This window comes from Myxococcales bacterium, from assembly GCA_016703425.1.
Lineage (GTDB): Bacteria > Myxococcota_A > Polyangia > Polyangiales > Polyangiaceae > JADJCA01.
Map to the genome: position 1 here is coordinate 137,256 of JADJCA010000007.1, position 16,921 is coordinate 154,176.

The 16,921-nt window shown below is 69.1% G+C and carries 17 protein-coding genes; 8 read left to right on the forward strand and 9 right to left on the reverse strand.

Annotation, left to right across the window (positions count from 1 at the left end; genetic code table 11):
• Window positions 1–272 precede the first annotated feature (272 nt).
• The gene (locus IPG50_12560; protein ID MBK6693014.1) at window positions 273–1,478 is read left to right on the forward strand and encodes a S1 family peptidase; all 1,206 of its coding nucleotides are present in this window, start codon (window positions 273–275) and stop codon (window positions 1,476–1,478) included.
• Window positions 1,479–1,559: 81 nt separating this feature from the next.
• On the opposite strand, the gene IPG50_12565 is transcribed toward IPG50_12560, so the two are convergent.
• The 5 genes from IPG50_12565 to IPG50_12585 are packed head-to-tail and all read right to left on the reverse strand — an operon-like array spanning window position 1,560 to window position 6,531.
• The gene (locus tag IPG50_12565) at window positions 1,560–3,062 is read right to left on the reverse strand and encodes an NADH:flavin oxidoreductase (protein MBK6693015.1); all 1,503 of its coding nucleotides are present in this window, start codon (window positions 3,060–3,062) and stop codon (window positions 1,560–1,562) included.
• Between the two features lie 5 nt (window positions 3,063–3,067).
• On the reverse strand, window positions 3,068–4,219 hold the full coding sequence (locus IPG50_12570) for an acyl-CoA dehydrogenase (protein ID MBK6693016.1): 1,152 nt from the start codon (window positions 4,217–4,219) through the stop codon (window positions 3,068–3,070).
• A gap of 42 nt (window positions 4,220–4,261) precedes the next feature.
• Window positions 4,262–5,086: an enoyl-CoA hydratase family protein gene (locus IPG50_12575; protein ID MBK6693017.1), complete on the reverse strand. Its 825-nt coding sequence runs from the start codon at window positions 5,084–5,086 to the stop codon at window positions 4,262–4,264.
• Window positions 5,086–5,493 (reverse strand): RidA family protein, encoded by a 408-nt coding sequence (locus IPG50_12580; protein MBK6693018.1) that lies wholly within the window; start codon window positions 5,491–5,493, stop codon window positions 5,086–5,088. The genes IPG50_12575 and IPG50_12580 overlap by 1 nt, the downstream gene beginning before the upstream one ends.
• A 39-nt stretch (window positions 5,494–5,532) precedes the next feature.
• Entirely contained in the window at window positions 5,533–6,531 is a 999-nt protein-coding gene (locus IPG50_12585; GenBank protein MBK6693019.1) for a threonylcarbamoyl-AMP synthase, read from the reverse strand.
• Between the two features lie 424 nt (window positions 6,532–6,955).
• Here IPG50_12585 and IPG50_12590 point away from each other — a divergent pair, with 424 nt between their 5' ends.
• Window positions 6,956–7,321, forward strand: a complete 366-nt coding sequence (locus IPG50_12590) for a hypothetical protein (protein ID MBK6693020.1) — start codon at window positions 6,956–6,958, stop codon at window positions 7,319–7,321.
• Between the two features lie 378 nt (window positions 7,322–7,699).
• Here the strand turns inward: IPG50_12590 and IPG50_12595 are convergent, their stop codons facing one another.
• Genes IPG50_12595 through IPG50_12610 form a run of 4 tightly spaced genes read right to left on the reverse strand, consistent with a single transcriptional unit; the run spans window position 7,700 to window position 12,673 of the window.
• Window positions 7,700–8,929, reverse strand: a complete 1,230-nt coding sequence (locus IPG50_12595) for an ABC transporter permease (GenBank protein ID MBK6693021.1) — start codon at window positions 8,927–8,929, stop codon at window positions 7,700–7,702.
• Entirely contained in the window at window positions 8,929–10,146 is a 1,218-nt protein-coding gene (locus IPG50_12600) for an ABC transporter permease (protein MBK6693022.1), read from the reverse strand. Before IPG50_12600 ends, IPG50_12595 begins: the two co-directional genes overlap by 1 nt.
• Window positions 10,143–11,393 (reverse strand): ABC transporter ATP-binding protein, encoded by a 1,251-nt coding sequence (locus IPG50_12605; protein ID MBK6693023.1) that lies wholly within the window; start codon window positions 11,391–11,393, stop codon window positions 10,143–10,145. Before IPG50_12605 ends, IPG50_12600 begins: the two co-directional genes overlap by 4 nt.
• Window positions 11,393–12,673: an efflux RND transporter periplasmic adaptor subunit gene (locus IPG50_12610; protein ID MBK6693024.1), complete on the reverse strand. Its 1,281-nt coding sequence runs from the start codon at window positions 12,671–12,673 to the stop codon at window positions 11,393–11,395. The genes IPG50_12605 and IPG50_12610 overlap by 1 nt, the downstream gene beginning before the upstream one ends.
• 364 nt (window positions 12,674–13,037) lie before the next feature.
• Here IPG50_12610 and IPG50_12615 point away from each other — a divergent pair, with 364 nt between their 5' ends.
• The 6 genes from IPG50_12615 to IPG50_12640 all read left to right on the forward strand — a co-directional run bounded on the left by IPG50_12615 (window position 13,038) and on the right by IPG50_12640 (window position 16,914).
• Window positions 13,038–13,628, forward strand: a complete 591-nt coding sequence (locus IPG50_12615; protein ID MBK6693025.1) for a sigma-70 family RNA polymerase sigma factor — start codon at window positions 13,038–13,040, stop codon at window positions 13,626–13,628.
• Between the two features lie 3 nt (window positions 13,629–13,631).
• Complete coding sequence (locus IPG50_12620; protein ID MBK6693026.1) at window positions 13,632–15,110, forward strand: hypothetical protein; 1,479 nt, start codon at window positions 13,632–13,634, stop codon at window positions 15,108–15,110.
• A 226-nt stretch (window positions 15,111–15,336) separates the two neighbouring features.
• Window positions 15,337–16,116, forward strand: coding sequence for a hypothetical protein (locus IPG50_12625; GenBank protein ID MBK6693027.1), 780 nt, complete (start codon window positions 15,337–15,339; stop codon window positions 16,114–16,116).
• 51 nt (window positions 16,117–16,167) lie between these two features.
• Window positions 16,168–16,404, forward strand: coding sequence for a ribbon-helix-helix protein, CopG family (locus IPG50_12630; protein ID MBK6693028.1), 237 nt, complete (start codon window positions 16,168–16,170; stop codon window positions 16,402–16,404).
• Window positions 16,401–16,742 carry a type II toxin-antitoxin system PemK/MazF family toxin gene (locus tag IPG50_12635; protein ID MBK6693029.1) on the forward strand — a complete coding sequence of 114 codons (342 nt, stop codon included), beginning with the start codon at window positions 16,401–16,403 and terminating at the stop codon, window positions 16,740–16,742. Before IPG50_12630 ends, IPG50_12635 begins: the two co-directional genes overlap by 4 nt.
• Window positions 16,735–16,914 carry a hypothetical protein gene (locus IPG50_12640; protein ID MBK6693030.1) on the forward strand — a complete coding sequence of 60 codons (180 nt, stop codon included), beginning with the start codon at window positions 16,735–16,737 and terminating at the stop codon, window positions 16,912–16,914. Before IPG50_12635 ends, IPG50_12640 begins: the two co-directional genes overlap by 8 nt.
• Window positions 16,915–16,921 lie beyond the last annotated feature (7 nt).

The window sequence follows — 16,921 nt, forward strand, 5'->3', positions numbered from 1 at the left end:
TCGCCGGGGCCCCGGCCCCCGCAGGCGCACCGCGGAGCGTGGCGCCGCCGGTGCCGCGCCAGCTCTAGCCGCGGCCTCGCGTTGGCAAGGAGCGCTTGTTCAGGATGCACAAAGGCCGACAAATCAAAGCATCTTGCATATTTGCAACGCGCGGACGGCTCGCGGCGACGCGAACGAGACTTTCCGCTGCGCTGCCGCGTTCTAAGTTGCCGGCGAACCGAAGAGCTGGTCAGATCCGGCGCCGCTTTCGGGGGGTTGAGAGGTCGTTGCCCATGCGAAATTTCCTGGCGTTGCCCGTGCTTCTCTCGCTTGCAGCTGCCTGTTCGGCGTCGCCCGATGGCGATCGAACGGAGCTAGGCCAAGCGAAGAGCGCCATCATCGGGGGCAAAGCCTCGACGGCAGAGCAGGACGCGGTCGTCCTCCTCATTCACACGGATCGGCAGACCTCGTTCGCCTCGTGCACGGGCACGCTCATCGCGCCCAACCTGGTCCTCACCGCCCGGCATTGCGTTGCCAACGTGGCGGACCAGCCCTTCGGCTGCGACGTCGATGGCAAGCCCCAGGGTGGCGGCGGCGTCCCCGGCTCGACGCTTCGCGCCAACGAGTTCTACGTCTTCAAGGGCGCCCAGCGCCCCCGCTTCGGCGGCAACACCAAGGCCGACGGTCGCGGCGCCAAGGTCTTCCACGACAACGCCAAGACGCTCTGCGGTCACGACCTCGCGCTCGTCCTCCTTCAAGAGGACGTCGCCGACGCGCCGATCATGCCGCTCCGCCTCGAAGAGCTTCCGACCGCTGGTGAGTCGATGACCGCCGTGGGTTGGGGTGTCACCGACTCGAGCCCCTACCCGTCCAAGCGCATGCAGCGCACGGGCATCAAGGTCGACAAGGTCGGTCCCTTCAAGGGCAGCGGCTTCGAAGCGCCCGTCCCGCTCAACGACTTCCGCATTGGCGAAGCCATTTGCTCCGGCGACAGCGGCGGCCCCGGCATCGCCGAGTCGGGTGCGATCATCGGCGTCGTTTCCCGCGGCGGCAACGGCAACTTCGACGAGCAGAACCCCGCTGCCGGCTGCAAGGGCTCGGGCACGCAAAACGAGTACACGTCCGTGGCCCCCTTCAAGGACGTGATCCTCGAGGCCTTCGCTGAGTCGGGCCACGAGCCGTGGCTCGAAGGGCAGCCCGATCCGCGCCTCGCCAAGTTCAGCGATCCCTGCGAGAGCGCCGAGGCCTGCCGGTCCGGCGTCTGCGTCGCAGGTGCGTGTACGCAGTCGTGCACCGCCAACACCGACTGCCCCACGGGCTTCGAGTGCGCCGCGAACGGCAATTCAACGGTGTGCAAGGCTCCTGCTGCCGCCGCGACCAGCTCGTCCTCGAGCTCCGGCGGCTGCGTGGCCGGCGCCGCAGGCCCTGTGGGTCCCGTCGTCCCGTGGCTCTTCGCAGCGGGCCTCGGCCTCATGTCTCGTCGTCGTCGCCGAGCCTGAGCGCACGGCCTCGTGTCTCGCCGGGCCGGAGCGCCCGGCTCCGGCCAGCCGGCCTTCGACGCAACGCGATCGGCGCGAGCGCTACGCTCGTCGATCGCCCGTGCACGCGTCGAGCAACGCAGCGTCGACGGCCCGCGCGTCGCCCGCTGGCTGACCGTCACCGTCGCCGTCGCGCACGGTGGCGCTCACGGTCGCGCTCATGGGTCCGCGGTTGCCCGCGAGATCGTACGGCCGCACCGCGTAGCGGTACGGCACGCCTCCCGCCACGCGCGCGTCCTCGAAGCGCTGCGAGACGCCGCGCACCGATGCATAGTGCACCAAGATCCCGTCGCCCTCGGCGCGCAGGACCTCGTAGCCGTAGACGGCCTGGTTGTCGGCCGCCGGCTGCCAGCGAAGGAGCACCCGCCCCTTCTCGGCGGAGCACGATAGCCCCGCGCCGACAGGCCACGTGGGCGCCTCCACGTCGTCGCTCTCGGGCGCTTGCCCAAGCTTCTTCGGCCACAGCGTGCAGTCTACGCGGCGAAAGTTCTCGTCGAGCGTCTTGCAGACATTGCCGTAGACGCAGCGCACCACGGTGTCCTCGCGGTTGTCGCGCCACTTTCGCGGCAGATCGGGATCGGCGAGCAGCGCGCGGGCCATGCCCACGAGATCACCCTGCCCTTTCGCGAGCACCGCGTCGGCGAGCGCGCGCGTTCCGATCTTCCCCGCCGCCACGACCGGCGTTTCGAGCCCTGACTCGCGAAGGGCCGCGCGCACCGCCTCGGGGATAGGCAGGTTCGTGCCGTCGGCATACGCGGCGCCGGGCATGCAACGATCGCCCGAATAGCCCGTGTAGGGATAAAGCGGCTCACCTTCGATGACGCGCGCGTCCTCAAACTTTCCGCCCGCCGACAGCGAGATGACGTCGGCGCCGGCCCGCGCCAAGCGCACGGCCATCACGCGCGCATCGGGCGTCGAATAGCCGCCGCGAATGCACTCGTCGCCGACGAAGCGCACGCCCACGGGAAAGTCGTGGCCCACCACCGAGCGAACGCGCTCGAGGACCCGCACCGGAAGGCGCATGCGATTCTCGAGCGACCCTCCGTAGGCGTCGCGCCGCGGGTTCATGCGCGAGAGAAACGAGCTCAGCGTGTACGCGTGCGCCATGTGAAGCTCAACGCCGTCGAAGCCCGCGGTTCGTGCCCGCGCCGCAGCCGCTCCGTAGGCCTCGACGATGGCGTCCAGGTCTTCCAAGGAGAGGGTGTCGACGGTCTGACGCCAGCCGGAGCGTGAGATCTTCAGGAAGTGAATGATCTGCGGGAAGACGGCGCCGGGCCCCGCGTCGTGGCATGCGCCCGCGAGATCCTTGAGGCCCGGCAAGAATTCGTCGCCCGAGATGCGAAGCAGCGGACCGCTCTTCGCCGAGTGGACCGCCATCGCCTCTACCACTACGAGACCGGCGCCGCCCTTCGCGAAGCGCGCGTAGCGCGCTCGCACGTCGTCGTTGACTCGTCCGTCTTCGCCTGAGAGTCGCGTCACCATGGCCGGGAGCACGATGCGGTTCGGCAACGTCGCCGTTCGAATCGTGAGCGGCGAAAAGAGCATGCTCGTCAGCCGCCCTGCGAAACCAGCTCGCCGCCGATGATGAGCTTTTGAATCTCGGTCGTGCCTTCGTAGATGCGGAGGGGCCGCACGTCGCGCAAGAGCTCGGCAACGACGCTCGACGCGACGACGCCGCTCCCGCCGAAGAGCTGCACCGCCCGATCGATGATGCGGGACGCGGCCTCCGTGGCGAACATCTTCGCCATGGCGACCGACGTCTTCGAGGCCTGCGAGCCGCCGGCCTGATCTTTCTGATCCTTCTCCCACGCGGCGCGGTAGACGAGCAGCCGCGCCGCATCGAGCTCCGTCGCCATGTCGGCCAGCGCAGCCTGCGTGAGTTGAAACTCGGCCAGAGGCTTGCCGAACTGAACGCGCTTTCGCACGTGGGCGATGGATTCGTCGAGGGCGCGGCGCGCCATGCCAACGGCGGCGGCGCCAACGGACGTACGAAACACGTCGAGCGTGCCGAGCGCGAGGCGCATGCCGCCGCCGATCTCGCCGATGAGCGCACCCTGCGAGAGCCGGCACGCCTTCATGCGCAGCGCGCCGAGTGGATGATCGCCGCCGCCGGAGAGCGCGATGGGCAGAAGCTCGAGGCCGGGAGCGTCCTTCGGCACCCAGAACGCGCTGATGGCCTTTCCGTTGGACGGCGCCGGCTCCACGCGGGCAAAGACCGTGAAGTAGTCCGCGATGCCGACGTTGGAGATGAAGATCTTCTCGCCGTCCAACAGCCACGAGTCGCCGTCGCGGCGCGCCGTCGTGCGAAGCGACGCGACGTCGCTGCCGGCCTCCGGCTCCGTGAGCGCGAAGCCGAGCGTGATGCGGCCCTGCCGCGCCTCCGCCAAGAGCTCGTTCCGATGCGGAAACTGCGGCGTGCGCACGAGCGCCTGCGCGCCGAGTCCTTGCACGGCAAAGATGGCATCAACAAACGGCGACGCTTGCCCCAGCGCTTCACGAACGAGACACAACGACCGAACGTCGGGATGCGCCCCCGACACCGCGTGATCGAGGAGCCCCAAGCCACCGAGCCAAGGGATGACCGCCTCGCGATGCGGCGCTTGCCTTCGAAGCTCGGCCGCCGAGTGCGCAAGCGTGGTTGCGAGCTCTGCGTGGCTCGCGGAGAAAAACATGGGGAGGTCGGTCGTTGAAAGCGTGATCATGTGACCTCTCTCGGGCTCGAGTGGAGCGTTTGCGTCAGAACCTCACTTGGCTTGAAACGGTCCGCTCGCGCCTTGGAAGACGAGCGGCTTCTTGCCGACGTTAGCCTCGTAGGCAGCGCGAAAATCGGGGTGCGCCATGCAGATGGCCTGGGCCTGCGCCTCGGCCTCGATGGCCGCCTCGAGGGGCATCGTGTGCTCGCTCTCGAGCATCTGCTTGGTCATCGCGTGCGCAAAGGCAGGGCCCGATGCGAGGCGGGTCGCGAGCGCCGTGGCCGCCTTGAGGCACTCGGCGGCCGGGACGACGCGCGTCGCGAGGCCGATGCGCAAGGCCTCCTCGGCGCCGATGACGTCACCGAGGAACAAGAGCTCGCTGGCGCGGCCGAGGCCGACGACGCGCGGGAGCAGGTACGCCGCGCCCATGTCGGCGCCACACAGGCCGACGCGCGGAAAGATGAAGCCGAACTTCGCGGTGTCGGCGGCGACGCGGAAGTCGCACGCGAGAGCCATGACGGCGCCGGCGCCGACGGCGACGCCGTTGATGGCGGCGACGACGGGCTTCCGAACGCGTCGGATGCTCGCGATGAGATCGCCGGTCATGCGCGTGAAAGCGACGAGGCCCGCCATGTCGCGCGAGAAGAGCTCGCCGATGATGTCCTCGACGTCGCCGCCGGAGCAGAAGCCGCGCCCTTCGCCCGTGAGGACCACGGCGCGCACTTCGTCGTGCTGGTTGAGCTCCTTCATGAAGGACGCGAGCTCGCCGTAGACCTCGAAGGTCAACGCGTTGAGACGCTCAGGGCGATCGAGCGTGACGGTGCCCACGCCGCCCTCGAGCGTGAAGCGAAACGACTTGGGCGAGAGTGCCGCCATCACGAACCGCCCTTGAGCATGGCCACGGCCTCGATCTCCACGAAGGCGCCGGGCTCGAGGAGGCCGGCGACTTTGACCAAGCTCATGGCCGGGTAGTACTTGCCGAAGCGCGTCCGCCAGCCTTCGCCGATGCCCGCCGTGGCGGCGCGGTATTGCTCGAGGTCGGTGACGAAGATGAGCAACTTGACGATGTTCTCGACGCCGCCACCGGCCTCGCGCACGACGGCAATGACGTTGTCGAGGGCCTTCAGGAACTGCGTCGTGAAGTCTGGTGACACGATGTGCGCGTTTTCGTCCCAGGCGATTTGCCCCGAGACGTGGACCATCTTTCCTTCGGCCACGATGCCGTTGGAGTAGCCGCGCGGACGCGCAAAATTCGGAGGGCTTACGATGCGCTTGTCGAGCATGATCACTCGTTTCCGTGAGGATAGTGCTCGCGAAGTACCCTACGCCTGGGCGCGCCGCAACCGATCCCGGACCGCGAGCCAGGCGTCGTCGTCGGGCACCGCTTCGACGAGCAGCACGTCGGCGCCCGCCGCGTCGGCGTCGTGGAGCGCGCCAAAAAGTGCCGCTGCGTAGCCAACCGCGTCGTCGGGCATGGCCACGACGGTGGCGCCGCGAACGGAGGCCGGCGGCGCCCCGCGCGTGAGGACGACGAGGCGAGCCCCCTCGTCGCGAAGCAACTCCACGGCGGCCCACACCTGTTCGGGCGCCAGCACACCGAGCCGCGCCCTCGGCGCGTAGTGCCGCGCGTCCATGCCCGGAGACGCACGCGTCCCCTCGCCGGCCACAACGGACTCTTCGACCACGAGCTCGGCCAGCACGGTCCGCAGTTCGAGGACCGAGAGCGCGCCGGGGCGCAAGAGCCGCGGCGGCGATGAGGTGAGGTCCACCACGGTCGATTCAATCCCGTGCCGCGTGGTGCCTGCGTCGAGCACCAAGTCGACGCGCTCGCCGAGCGAACGAACAACGTGCGCCGCAGAGGTTGGCGATGGCGTTTGGTAGCGATTGGCACTCGGCGCCGCCAACGGCTCGCCGACAGCCGCGAGCAGCGCACGCGCCACGGCGTGATCGGGCGAGCGAACCGCCACGGTCGCGCCGCCTCCCGTCAGCTCGAGCGGGACGTGGTCGGCGCGCGAGACGACGAGCGTCAAGGGACCGGGGAAGAAGCGAGACGCGAGCGCGGTGGCGTGGTCGGGCCAGTCACGCGCCAGCGCCGCGGCACCGCGCGCGTCGGCGACGTGCGCAATGAGGGGGTGCGTGGCCGGTCGCCCCTTCGCTTCGAAGATCTTCGCGAGGGCTCGGGCATCGAGCGCGCGGGCCGCGAGGCCGTAAACGGTCTCGGTGGGCATGGCGACGAGGCCACCGGCGCGAAGGATCGCGGCGGCCTCTTCGATGACGCTGGCGTCGGGCGCCTCGGGGTCGACGCGAATCACGCGGGGCATGGGCTGACCGCGTACCACGGGACCGACGCCACCGGCGTGCCGGTGCGCATCGAAGTCGTCGCCCCGAAGGCCTGAGCGCGACTACCCATACCGGTCGACGCCGCCTTGGGTGTACGGTCGGGCGGTGAGTCGAGCCGCGTCGCTGTCGTTCTTGTTTCCCCTCCTTGCTTCGTGCGGCGCGCCAACTGCGGCGGCCCCCTCCTCCACGACGCCTGCGGTTGCCGGCGCCGGCGCCGGCGCGACCGCGACCGCGACCGCGACCACAAAGCCTGCGGCGCCTCTCGGAGACGCAGACGCTTCGCTCCCCGCCGCACGAACCGTCGCCCCGTCTGCGCTCGGGTCAAAAGTTGGCTCGGTGCGGGGCCGTGATGCGACACGACTCGGTGATCCGGCGCCCGCGGCGTGCGTGCAAGGTGTTGGCGCGATGGCGCCCGCCCCGCGTGCCGCGGCCCTCGCGAAAGCGTGCGCGCCTGGTGCCGCTGCCGGCGCCCCCGCCGCGTCGCTTGCGCTAGGAGACTCGGCCGCCGCGGCGGCCGTGCCCTTCGCCGCCGAAGCGGGCGCTTGTTACCGCTTCGCCGTCGCCGCCGAGCCGAAGGTCGAAGGCTTCGTGCTCGTCGTCATGGATGCCAACGGAGGAGTCGCGCTCGAGGCAAAGACCGACGACGCGCTCTTGTTCGCGCCGGCCGACGGCCCGCTCTGCTTCTCGTCCTCGAGCGCGAGTCGCGTCCTCGTGAGCGCGCGGCGCGGTGCGGGCACCGGCGCGCTGCAAGTCGTCCGCGTACGCGACTGACGAGCGACAAAATAGGCGAAGCGGACACTCCCTCCGCAAAGAGCGCCCGCTTCTGAACAAATCGATTGCGAAGGACGAGTTACGAGAACTCGGCGGAGTGGTGTTCCGCGCTTTCGCGGGGAGCCACCGTGTCGGTCATGGTTTGTCTATCTGCACACCGCGGGCCACCGAACCGCACCGCACATTTCTCGATAATTGGCAGGTATTTCGTATTCCAATGTGCGCCATTGGGGCCGGGGTGATCCACGCCGGTGAGGCGAGGAGACACCGCTCGCGAGAGCGAGCCGCGGTTCGCCAACGGCCCGCGTGGCTCGCGCACCTGAAAGCGCCGCGCCCATGCCCGTCATCCGGGACGTCAAGGCGCGCCTCAGGCGCGCCTCACTCGTAACGAAGGGCGACGATGGGATCGAGCTTCGAGGCCCGGTGCGCCGGGAAGAAGCCGAAGACGACGCCGATGCCGCCGCTCACCGCGAGGGCGGCTCCCAGCGCGACGGGGCTCGCCGACATCGCCCAACCGAGCGCTGACGCGATGCCGAACACCGCAGCCCAGCCGAGCGCCGTACCGAAGAGGCCGCCGAGCGCCGAGAGCACCACGGCCTCCACGAGAAACTGGCGGCGAATGTCGGCGGCGCGCGCGCCTACGGCCATGCGAATGCCGATCTCGCGCGTCCGTTCGGTGACGCTCACGAGCATGATGTTCATGACGCCGATGCCGCCAACGACGAGGCTGATGGCGGCGATGGTCACGAGGAGCACCGTCAAGACGACGAAGACGCCGCGCTGAATCTCTTGAAACTGCTTCTGCGTACGGACAAGGAAGTCCGGCTCCTTGTCCGGGTCGATGCGATGCCGCTGCCGGAGCACCGACTCGACTTGCGCGACGGCGCGATCCGTCGTGTCGATGGAGGCCGCAGAAGCGACCATCCAGTGGATCTGCCCCGCGGGCATCCGAAGGTGCCTCGCGCGGAGCGAGGCGATGGGCATGATCACCGAGTCGTCTTGATCGCTGCCGAAGCTCGAGCCTTTGCCGGCCAAGAGACCGACGACGCGGTAGGGGTATTTGCCGATGCGGATGACGCGCCCAACGGGGTCTTCGCTCCCGAAGAGCCGCTCGCGCACCGTCTGACCGATGACGCACACCTTCGCCTTGGTGGCTTCGTCGTTCTCCGTCCACCGCTCGCCGCGCTCGAAGCTCCACGAGTGCGCGTCAAAATAGGGCAGCTTCGCGCCGAGGACCGCTGTCGTGTGCGTTTGCACGCCGGCCGAGAGCTGCGCGCGGACTTGGAGCATCGGGCTCACGTGCTTGAGGCTCACCGACTCGCGCACGACGGCCTTCGCGTCCTCCTCCGAGAGCTTCACGGCAGCGCGGCCGCGCGCGCCCGACGCGGCGACGTCTTGCGGAATGATGAAGATGAGGTTCGAGCCGATGGAGTCGATCTGCCGCGCCACGACGTCGCGAGCCCCGGTGCCGAGGGCCGTCACGATGACGACGGCGGCGACGCCGATGAGGATGCCGAGGATCGTGAGGCCGGCGCGGAGCGCGCTTCGCTGGAGCGCACGAAGCGCGAGGCGCACGGCCATGGCGGTGGAGCGGAGGCCGTCCGACATCACTCGGTCCTCAGAGCTTCGATGGGATCGAGCGTGGAGGCGCGGCGCGCCGGCAAGAACCCGAAGGTGATGCCGATGGCGGCGCTGGTGCCGAGGGCCACGAGCATCGACGTGAGCGTCGGCACGACGGGCCAGTCGAGGGCGAAGCCGAGGCCCAGCGCACAGGCCGTTCCGAGCAGGAGCCCCAAGACGCCGCCCCCGAGGCTCAGCACCACAGCCTCCACAAGGAACTGCGAGAGGATGTCGTCGCGGCGCGCGCCGATGGACATGCGGATGCCGATCTCGCGGGTGCGCTCCGAGACGCTGACGAGCATGATGTTCATGACGCCAACGCCGCCGACGATGAGGCTCACGGCGGCGACGCCGAGGAGGAGCGCGGAGAGCGCCCCCGAGATGCCGCGCTCGGCTCGGCGAAGTTCCGCCTGTGAGCCCACCTTGAAGTCGTCGTCGGCGCCGTCCGGCAGCCGATGCCGCTGGCGCAAGATGGCCGCGACCTGCGCGATGGCGCGATCGGTCACCTCTTCGCTGCGCGCGCTCGCCATGATCATGTCAGCGCGGCCCTGCCAGGTCACCGAGACTCGCGCGCGGTAGCTGCCGATGGGCATGACCACGCGATCGTCTTGGTCTTCGCCGAAGAGCGACGTCCCGCGCTCCTTCATGACACCAATGATTCGGTACGGTGCGCGCCCGATGCGGATGATCTGGCCGACGGGATCTTCCGTGGGCGCGAAGAGGCGCCGCACGACCACGGAGCCGACGAGGCACACCTTGGTCTTGAGCAGCTCGTCGGATTCGGTCCACAGCTGACCGCGCTCGACCTCGAACTTTCGCACCTCAAAATACGGGAGCGTCGTGCCGACGATGGTCGTGGCGGCGTTCTTCTCGCCGCGAACGATGTGCGAGAAGGTCTGGAGGAACGGCGCCGCGGCGACGACGCTGCTGGCCTCGCGGGCGATGGCCTTGGCGTCGCCGTCGGTGAGGCGACCGCCGCGCCGAACGCCGCGCTGCTGGATCGGCCGCGGCGAGACGAAGAGCGCGTTGGCGGCGAAGCTATCGATCTGTCCGCCGACCTTCGACGACGCCGCCTGCGAGAGCGCCGTCACCATGACGACGGCGGCGACGCCGATGAGAATGCCGAGCACCGTCAAGAGCGAGCGAGACTTGTGCCGCGCGATGGACGCGAGCGACAACCGGATGGCGGGGACGCCGAACTTCATGCGCCTCGGCGGACTGAGCTACGCGTCGCGAGGAGGCTGGCGAAGGCCCGAATCAGGACCATGTGCGAGACGAGGAGCGCTGCAGCAAAGGCGAGGAGCCCCGCGAGGAACGCGAAGAGCGCGCCGCCCGTGAGCGCGGCGACCTCAAGGGTCTTCCCGAAGAGCGCGACGCGCTTCGGGCCCCACACGACGCCGAGGACGCCGAAGGAGACGAGCCACGCGAGGGCCACGCGAAAGGCGAGCTGGCTTCGTTGCTCGCCGCGCGGCGGCGCTCCCTGCGCGCGCTTCACGTGGCGCACGGCGAAGAAGGCGCCGGCCACCAGCGCGAAGACCATCGGCATGACGGGGCCGACCTCGCCCAGCGCGATCTTGTCGTAGGCGAGCCCTGCTCCGGCGCCAACGAGCGCCGTCAAGACCGACACGAGCGTCGTTCGCGGTGGGAGCGTCGTGTGCTCAGCTTCGCCGCGAAGGAGGCCCGAGCCCGCGAGCGCGACGTCGGCCGGCGCCATGGCGGAGAGCTCCGCTGCCGCGTCTCTCGGCGTGTGCCGCTCGTCCTTCTCGATGATGCCGTCTTTCACCCAGATCACGCGCGACGCGCAAGCCGCGATGTCGGGCTCGTGGGTCACGAGGACGATGGTGATGCCGCGCTCACGGTTGAGCCGCTGAAGCACCGAGAGGACCTCGAAGCTCGTGCGCGTGTCGAGGTTGCCTGTGGGCTCGTCGGCCAAGAGCAACTCTGGCTCGCTCACGAGCGCCCGCGCGATGGCCACGCGCTGCTGCTGCCCGCCCGAGAGCTGGTTGGGTGTATGGTGCACCCGATCGGCGAGGCCCACGATACCGAGGGCCAGGAGCGCGCGCTCTCGCCGCTCCGCCGTGGCGACGCCGCGGTAGAAGAGCGGCAGCTCGCAGTTTTCGAGCGCCGTCGTTCGCGGCAAGAGGTTGAAGCCCTGGAAGATGAAGCCGATGAGGCGGTTTCGGACGAGGGCGCGGCCGTCGTTCGAGCGGTCGCCCACGTCGAGGCCCGCCAGCTCGTAGGTGCCGCGCGTGGGCCGGTCGAGGCAGCCCAAGATGTTCATCAGCGTCGACTTGCCGGAGCCGCTGGTGCCGACGATGGCGACGAACTCGCCCCGCTCGATGGTGAGGTCGACCTCGCGGAGCGCGTGCACGAGCCCCGCCTCCGACGCGTAGTCTTTGACGACGCCGCGGAGGCGCACGAGCGTTCCGCGGGGCAGAGCCGCGGCCGCCATCAGAACGGTCCCTTCTTCTTCGGCGAGGCGACCTCGTCGGTGACGAGTTTGTCGTCGGGCGAGAGGCCACCCAAGAGCTCCGTCTGAATGCCGTCGGAGACGCCGATCTTGACGACGCGCGGCTCGGCTTTTTCGTCGGGCGGCGCGCCCACGAGGACGTGCACGCGGCCCTCGCCCTTGGCGAGCGGCGCGTCGGGCGGCGCCGGCAGCGGCTTGCCGTTGGGGCCGTCCGGCGGCGTCGGCTTGTAGCGAAGCGCGGCGTTGACGATGCGCTGCTTGTCCTTCACTTCCTTGGTGCGAATCGTGATGGTCGCCGTCATGCCGGGGCGGAGCTTCTCGTCGGGGTTGTCGATCTCGACGACGGCCGGGTACGTGATGACGCCCTGCACGTTGTTGGGGCTGAAGCGCACCTGCTTCACGACGCCGCGGAAGACGTCGCCGGGGAAGGCGTCCACGACCGCATCCGTGGTCATGCCCTCTTTGAGTTTGCCGACGTCGGCCTCGTCGACGTCAGCCAAGACGCGCATCTTTCGAAGGTCCTGCGCGATGAGAAAGAGCGTCGGCGCCTGGAAGCTCGCGACGACGGTCGCGCCGGGATCGATGGTGCGCGACACGACGACGCCGTCGACCGGCGAGAGGATGCGTGTATACGTCACGTTTGTGCGCGAGGCGCGCAGCTGCGCCTCGATGGCGCCGATGGACGCTTGTTGCGCCTGGACGGCCGCCAGGGCCACGTTGCCTTGACCGCGGAGCGTGTCGACCTCGGCCTTGCTGGCGAGGTTTTGCGCGAACAGCTTCTCGACGCGATCGAGCGCGACGCGCGCGTTTTCGGCGGAGGCGCGCGCGCTGGCGAGCTGAGCTCGTTGGGCTGCGAGGTTCGCCTCCCCTTGCGCCACCTGCGTCGTCGAAAGCGTCGAGTCGATCTCGGCGAGCACCTCGCCGGCCTTCACCGGCGAGTTGAAGTCGACGAGGACCTTGGTGACGCGGCCGTTGGCCTGCGCCCCGACGCTCACCTGCAGCAGCGGCTGCACGGTGCCGGTCGCCGTCACCTTCTCGACGACCTCGCCGGTGGTGAGGGCCTGCGTCATGTACTTGGACGCGGCCGGCGGCTTGTTCCGAGCGCGCACGACGACGGCCGCGCCCACGAGCAGCGCCACGGCGCCCAAAAGGACGCCGCGCCGGAGCCACCGCCTGCCCCCCTCCTCGCGCGCCAGCGCCGCGCGAAGCTCTTCTTCTCTCTTGGTCGAGCCGTCGGGCAGTGCCGCCTGTGACGTTTCCATGTTCCGCCTTGGTAGGTCTTCGTAGGACGCCGGGAGAAAATTTCGCCCGCCGCCGCGAGCGCGCGAGCTTTGCTCCTTATAGTGGCGACCGACTCCGGACGCCCAGGCTCGCTGGATTGTTCCCAGCGCGCTTTCCCGGCCCGCCGGCCTAGCCCGGCGGACGATTCTACCCCCAGCTTCGACGGGGCCCACCCAAGAAACCCCGCGTTTCTTTGTCGGAACCTATGTGCTTGCGGTATCGTCCACGTCCCCGAACGGCCTCGCGCTCACGTCGGACCTGTTCCGGCGCGGGCGAACGCACTCGCCAGCGATGGTGCGCGCGATGGCGAACGTGACGGCGTCCGCACTACCGTCCGCACTACGCATGGCCCCCCCCACCGATCGTGATCTCGTTGACCGCGCGCGTACCGGCGACCGGGGAGCGTTTGACGAGCTCGTGCGCCGCCATCACGGCCGCATCCATCGCCTCGCGCTTCACATGCTCCGCGACCGCGCCGAAGCCGAGGATGTCGCGCAAGAGACCTTCGTTCGCGCCTACCAAGCACTCGCGCGCTTCGACGGCCGGAGCGAGCCGTACACGTGGATTTACCGCATCGCCGTCAACCTCTCGCTCAACGTGCTGCGCGCGCGGCGCAGCTCGCGGACGGGCGTGGACGTCCAAGATCCGAGGCTCGATGGCCTGCTCGCCGACGGCCACCCGGGCGTCGATCCGAAGGGTAACGCCGAGCGTAAGCAGCTCTACGGGGCGCTCTGCGAGGGCCTCGATGGGCTCAGCGAGACGCTCCGAACGACGCTCATCCTCGTATGCGTCGACGGCCGCTCGCACGAGGAGGCTTCGGCCATCCTCGGCGCGCCTCCGGGCACGATCGCGTGGCGCGTTCACGAAGCCAGGCGCAAACTGAAGGAGCTTCTCGCCGAGCGCGGGTTCGAGCTGGACGAAGGAGAGCGGCGGTAAGCCATGAGCACGAAACCTACGGCTAAAATCGACTTGGACCGCGCGCTGGGCGACTGGCCCGTGGCGTCGCCGGCCGTCGAGGAGGCCGTGACGGCGGTGCGAAACCGCCTCGTGGCGGCCACCGATGGGGCGCCGTCGGACGCGCTATTTAGTGAGCCATTTCCGGCGGTTGATGGCGAAAACCAAGAAAACGTTTCGGGTTCCGTGCGCGGTGTAGGTTTCGAGGGTATAGAAGCGCCCTCCTCGGTTCGTGCCGGGGGAAAGTCGGAGGGCAGCATGACGCAGCAGGTCGAGCGGCGGCGGGATCGAACGAGCTTCCAAGAGTTGGCGAAGCTGGCACAAACGCCACCTCCTCCGTCGACGGTTCCGTCGGCGGGCGCGGCTCCGGATTCGCTGAAGAGCGGTCCCCACAGCGCCCCCGCGAGCAACCCGCTCTCCTGGCCGAGCGCGCCTGGTGGCGCTGGCCCCTGGTCTGCCGCCGACAGCGACTCGGGCATGGTCGACTTGAAGTCGATCGCCCAGAGCGATCCGAACGCCGTCGACCGCGCGCAAGCGACGGCCCTCGCAAAAGACGGACTCTTTGACGACGTGCCGGCAGGCCCCGCGATGCCCGCGCCGATTTCCCAGGCGCCCGTCGCTCCCGGTTCTCAGAGCCCCCGCGCCGAAGCCCCGCCCACGTCCGTCGCTGCCGCGATCCCGACGTCGATGGCCGCTGCCCCCGCGGTCTCCGTGGTCTCGGCTGTGCCGATGCCCTCGCCGCAGCGCGAAGAAAAGAAGAAGGGCGGAGGCATCCTCATTGGCCTCGGCCTCGTCGCCACCCTCGGCGCCATGGCCGCCGGTGCGTTCTTCTACGTCTCGAACGCTCGCAAGGCCGAGGTCGCGGCGGCACCCGTCGCGGTCGCCCCGCCGCCTCCGGTCGCGCAAGCGCCCACGCCGCCCGCCGCACCCACGGTCGAAGCGCCCAAGCAAGAAGAGCCCGTCGCGGTCGCCGCGCCGGAAGCCGTCGATGCGCCCAAGGGCAAGCACGCGGCCAAGGCCGTGGCCAAGTCCGCAGGCAAACCCGTCGCCGCAGCCGAGGCGCCGGCCGAAGCGAAAGAGAAGGCTGGCAACATCACGGGCCTCAGCGGCTCGCTCGCCGACGAGATGCGCAAGCGCGTCGGTCCCGAAGACGCGAAGAAGAACGAAAAGATGGAGCCGGCCGAGTCGACCGCAGGTCGCCAGCCGAAGCCGTCGCAGGGTCAAGTTCAAGGCGCCATCGGAGCGGTGCTCATGAAGGCGCGCGAGTGCCTCGGCCCGGACGATCCCGTGTCGAAGGCGAACGTCGTCTTCGGTTCGAGCGGCGCGGTCCAGAGCGTTTCCGTCTCCGGTGGTGCGGCGGGCAAGCCGGCTGAAGGTTGCGTCAAAGCGGCCCTCGGCAAGGCGAAGGTCCCCGCCTTCGCCGACGAGACCTACTCGTTCCCCGTGACGATTCGTCCGCTCTGAGCTGATCGGCGCTTCGCGCTATCCGTTCGCTTCCCCGGCGGCGTCGCTCGATCCGAGCGGCGCCGTTGGTCATTTCCGGGCAGCGTTCCACACCTCACGGGTCACGGCGGCTCGAGTTGCGATCGCCTCAAGCGCAGCCTCGAGCGAGTTGCGCGCGGCAGGCTCGCGGAAGCCCTGACGCCACGCACCCCCGCGGCGCTGGCACGACTGGTGCTCCGTGCGGGCCATGAAGCTCGCGCTGGTCGGTTTGGGTTGGGTTTGCCTGTCGATGGCTCTCGGATGCGGCGCCGCTGGAGAAACCGCGTCGCCTGAACCCAGCGACGACACGACCTCCGACGAGCTCCGTACGACGGACCTGGGTGCTGACGTAGTGGCCGTGCGCGTAAGCAAGACGCGGCGGGGCGTGGCGACGGAGACCGTGACGGTGGCGAAAGCGTCCAAGGTGAAGACGCTGCTCGCGGCCATCAAACCGGTGGACGAGCGTCGCCCGGTTTGCGGGAGCATCGAAGGCATCGACCTCAAACTCCTCGATGCCTCTGGCAAGGTAAAGGTCGACATCTCATCCGCGTGCGGCCTCGGTGCCGCGACGAAAGGGACGACCGAGCTGCGGGTGAGCCTCGACCTCGCGAAGATCACCGAGGTGCGCGAGGAGCCGATGACCTTGAGCGATCGGTTCTGGGGGCCCGACGCGGTCACGAAAATCGAGATGCAGCGCACCGTACCGCCGCACACCGACAAAGCGGCGCTCACGGGAAAGGCCGAGGTCGCCGAGATGCTCGACAACGCGACGCTCTTGACGGTGCGAGTCGAACCGCCGGCTTGCCGCTACACGCAGCCGCACTACGGACTCACGCTGCTTCACGGCACCAAGGAGCTGGGCAAGGTCGGCTCGAGCTGCGGCGCTGGCGCGCTCGAAACGCACGGCGCGGACGGCGCGTACACGGTGGAGCAGGTCGCCGTGAAGAGCACCGTGTTGACGCGCCTGTTCAACGCCAACGAGCGGTAGCCGGAGACCTCGTGGCCTTGCGACGGGTATAACCACAGTTATACTCGAGGCATGAAGACGGCCATCTCCATGCCCGATGACGTCTACAAGCAGGCGCAGCGCTTTGCGAAGAAGCTCGGCATTTCGCGCAGCGAACTGGTGACCCGTGCCTTGCGCCGCTTCCTCGAAGATGAGCAGGCAACCGCCATTCGAGCGTCCTACGACGCAGCGTTCGGCGCGGATGGGGATGACGTCAGCGAATTTCGAAACAAGGCTACGCGGGCCGCGCTGGCGAAGGTCGAATGGTGAGGCGGGGCGAAGTCTGGTGGGCCGACTTTGGAGAGCCTCGTGGCTCGGCCCCTGCCCTTCGACGGCCCGTCGTCGTGGTGCAAGACGACCTCCTGAACGCGTCGGCCTTGAGGACGGTGATGGTTGTGCCCCTGACATCGAATCTCAAACGGGCTCGCGCGGTGGGAAACCTCCTCCTGCGCGCGGAGGAGACGGGCCTTGATCGCGAGTCAGTGGCGCTCGTCTGTCAGGTGATGACACTCGCCGAATCGTTCCTCGACGAACACGTCGGGGGCCTGCCTTCGCGGGTACGTGCCCAGCTAGATCGCGGCCTCAAGATCGCACTCGGGCTTGGGTAAGTTCGACGGGCTCCACCCCCATGTCTACGAGCGCGAGCTCTTCGTCTGCGACGCGTGCGACGGCGTGAGCCTCAACGGCGGCTGCGCCTCTGGCGCATGCGTGGAACTGCCATCGGGAATGCGCGCCGTGGTTTTCGGCGTGACCGAGCTCTCGCAGTCGCAGGCGGGGTGACGCTGGT

What these genes read in the sequence shown, in the direction of transcription:
- IPG50_12560 (MBK6693014.1), top strand. Translation starts at nt 273, where the DNA reads ATGCGAAATTTCCTGGCGTTGCCCGTGCTTCTCTCGCTTGCAGCTGCC.
- IPG50_12565 (MBK6693015.1), bottom strand. Translation starts at nt 3,062, where the DNA reads ATGCTCTTTTCGCCGCTCACGATTCGAACGGCGACGTTGCCGAACCGC.
- IPG50_12570 (MBK6693016.1), bottom strand. Translation starts at nt 4,219, where the DNA reads ATGATCACGCTTTCAACGACCGACCTCCCCATGTTTTTCTCCGCGAGC.
- IPG50_12575 (MBK6693017.1), bottom strand. Translation starts at nt 5,086, where the DNA reads ATGGCGGCACTCTCGCCCAAGTCGTTTCGCTTCACGCTCGAGGGCGGC.
- IPG50_12580 (MBK6693018.1), bottom strand. Translation starts at nt 5,493, where the DNA reads ATGCTCGACAAGCGCATCGTAAGCCCTCCGAATTTTGCGCGTCCGCGC.
- IPG50_12585 (MBK6693019.1), bottom strand. Translation starts at nt 6,531, where the DNA reads ATGCCCCGCGTGATTCGCGTCGACCCCGAGGCGCCCGACGCCAGCGTC.
- IPG50_12590 (MBK6693020.1), top strand. Translation starts at nt 6,956, where the DNA reads ATGGCGCCCGCCCCGCGTGCCGCGGCCCTCGCGAAAGCGTGCGCGCCT.
- IPG50_12595 (MBK6693021.1), bottom strand. Translation starts at nt 8,929, where the DNA reads ATGTCGGACGGCCTCCGCTCCACCGCCATGGCCGTGCGCCTCGCGCTT.
- IPG50_12600 (MBK6693022.1), bottom strand. Translation starts at nt 10,146, where the DNA reads ATGAAGTTCGGCGTCCCCGCCATCCGGTTGTCGCTCGCGTCCATCGCG.
- IPG50_12605 (MBK6693023.1), bottom strand. Translation starts at nt 11,393, where the DNA reads ATGGCGGCCGCGGCTCTGCCCCGCGGAACGCTCGTGCGCCTCCGCGGC.
- IPG50_12610 (MBK6693024.1), bottom strand. Translation starts at nt 12,673, where the DNA reads ATGGAAACGTCACAGGCGGCACTGCCCGACGGCTCGACCAAGAGAGAA.
- IPG50_12615 (MBK6693025.1), top strand. Translation starts at nt 13,038, where the DNA reads ATGGCCCCCCCCACCGATCGTGATCTCGTTGACCGCGCGCGTACCGGC.
- IPG50_12620 (MBK6693026.1), top strand. Translation starts at nt 13,632, where the DNA reads ATGAGCACGAAACCTACGGCTAAAATCGACTTGGACCGCGCGCTGGGC.
- IPG50_12625 (MBK6693027.1), top strand. Translation starts at nt 15,337, where the DNA reads ATGAAGCTCGCGCTGGTCGGTTTGGGTTGGGTTTGCCTGTCGATGGCT.
- IPG50_12630 (MBK6693028.1), top strand. Translation starts at nt 16,168, where the DNA reads ATGAAGACGGCCATCTCCATGCCCGATGACGTCTACAAGCAGGCGCAG.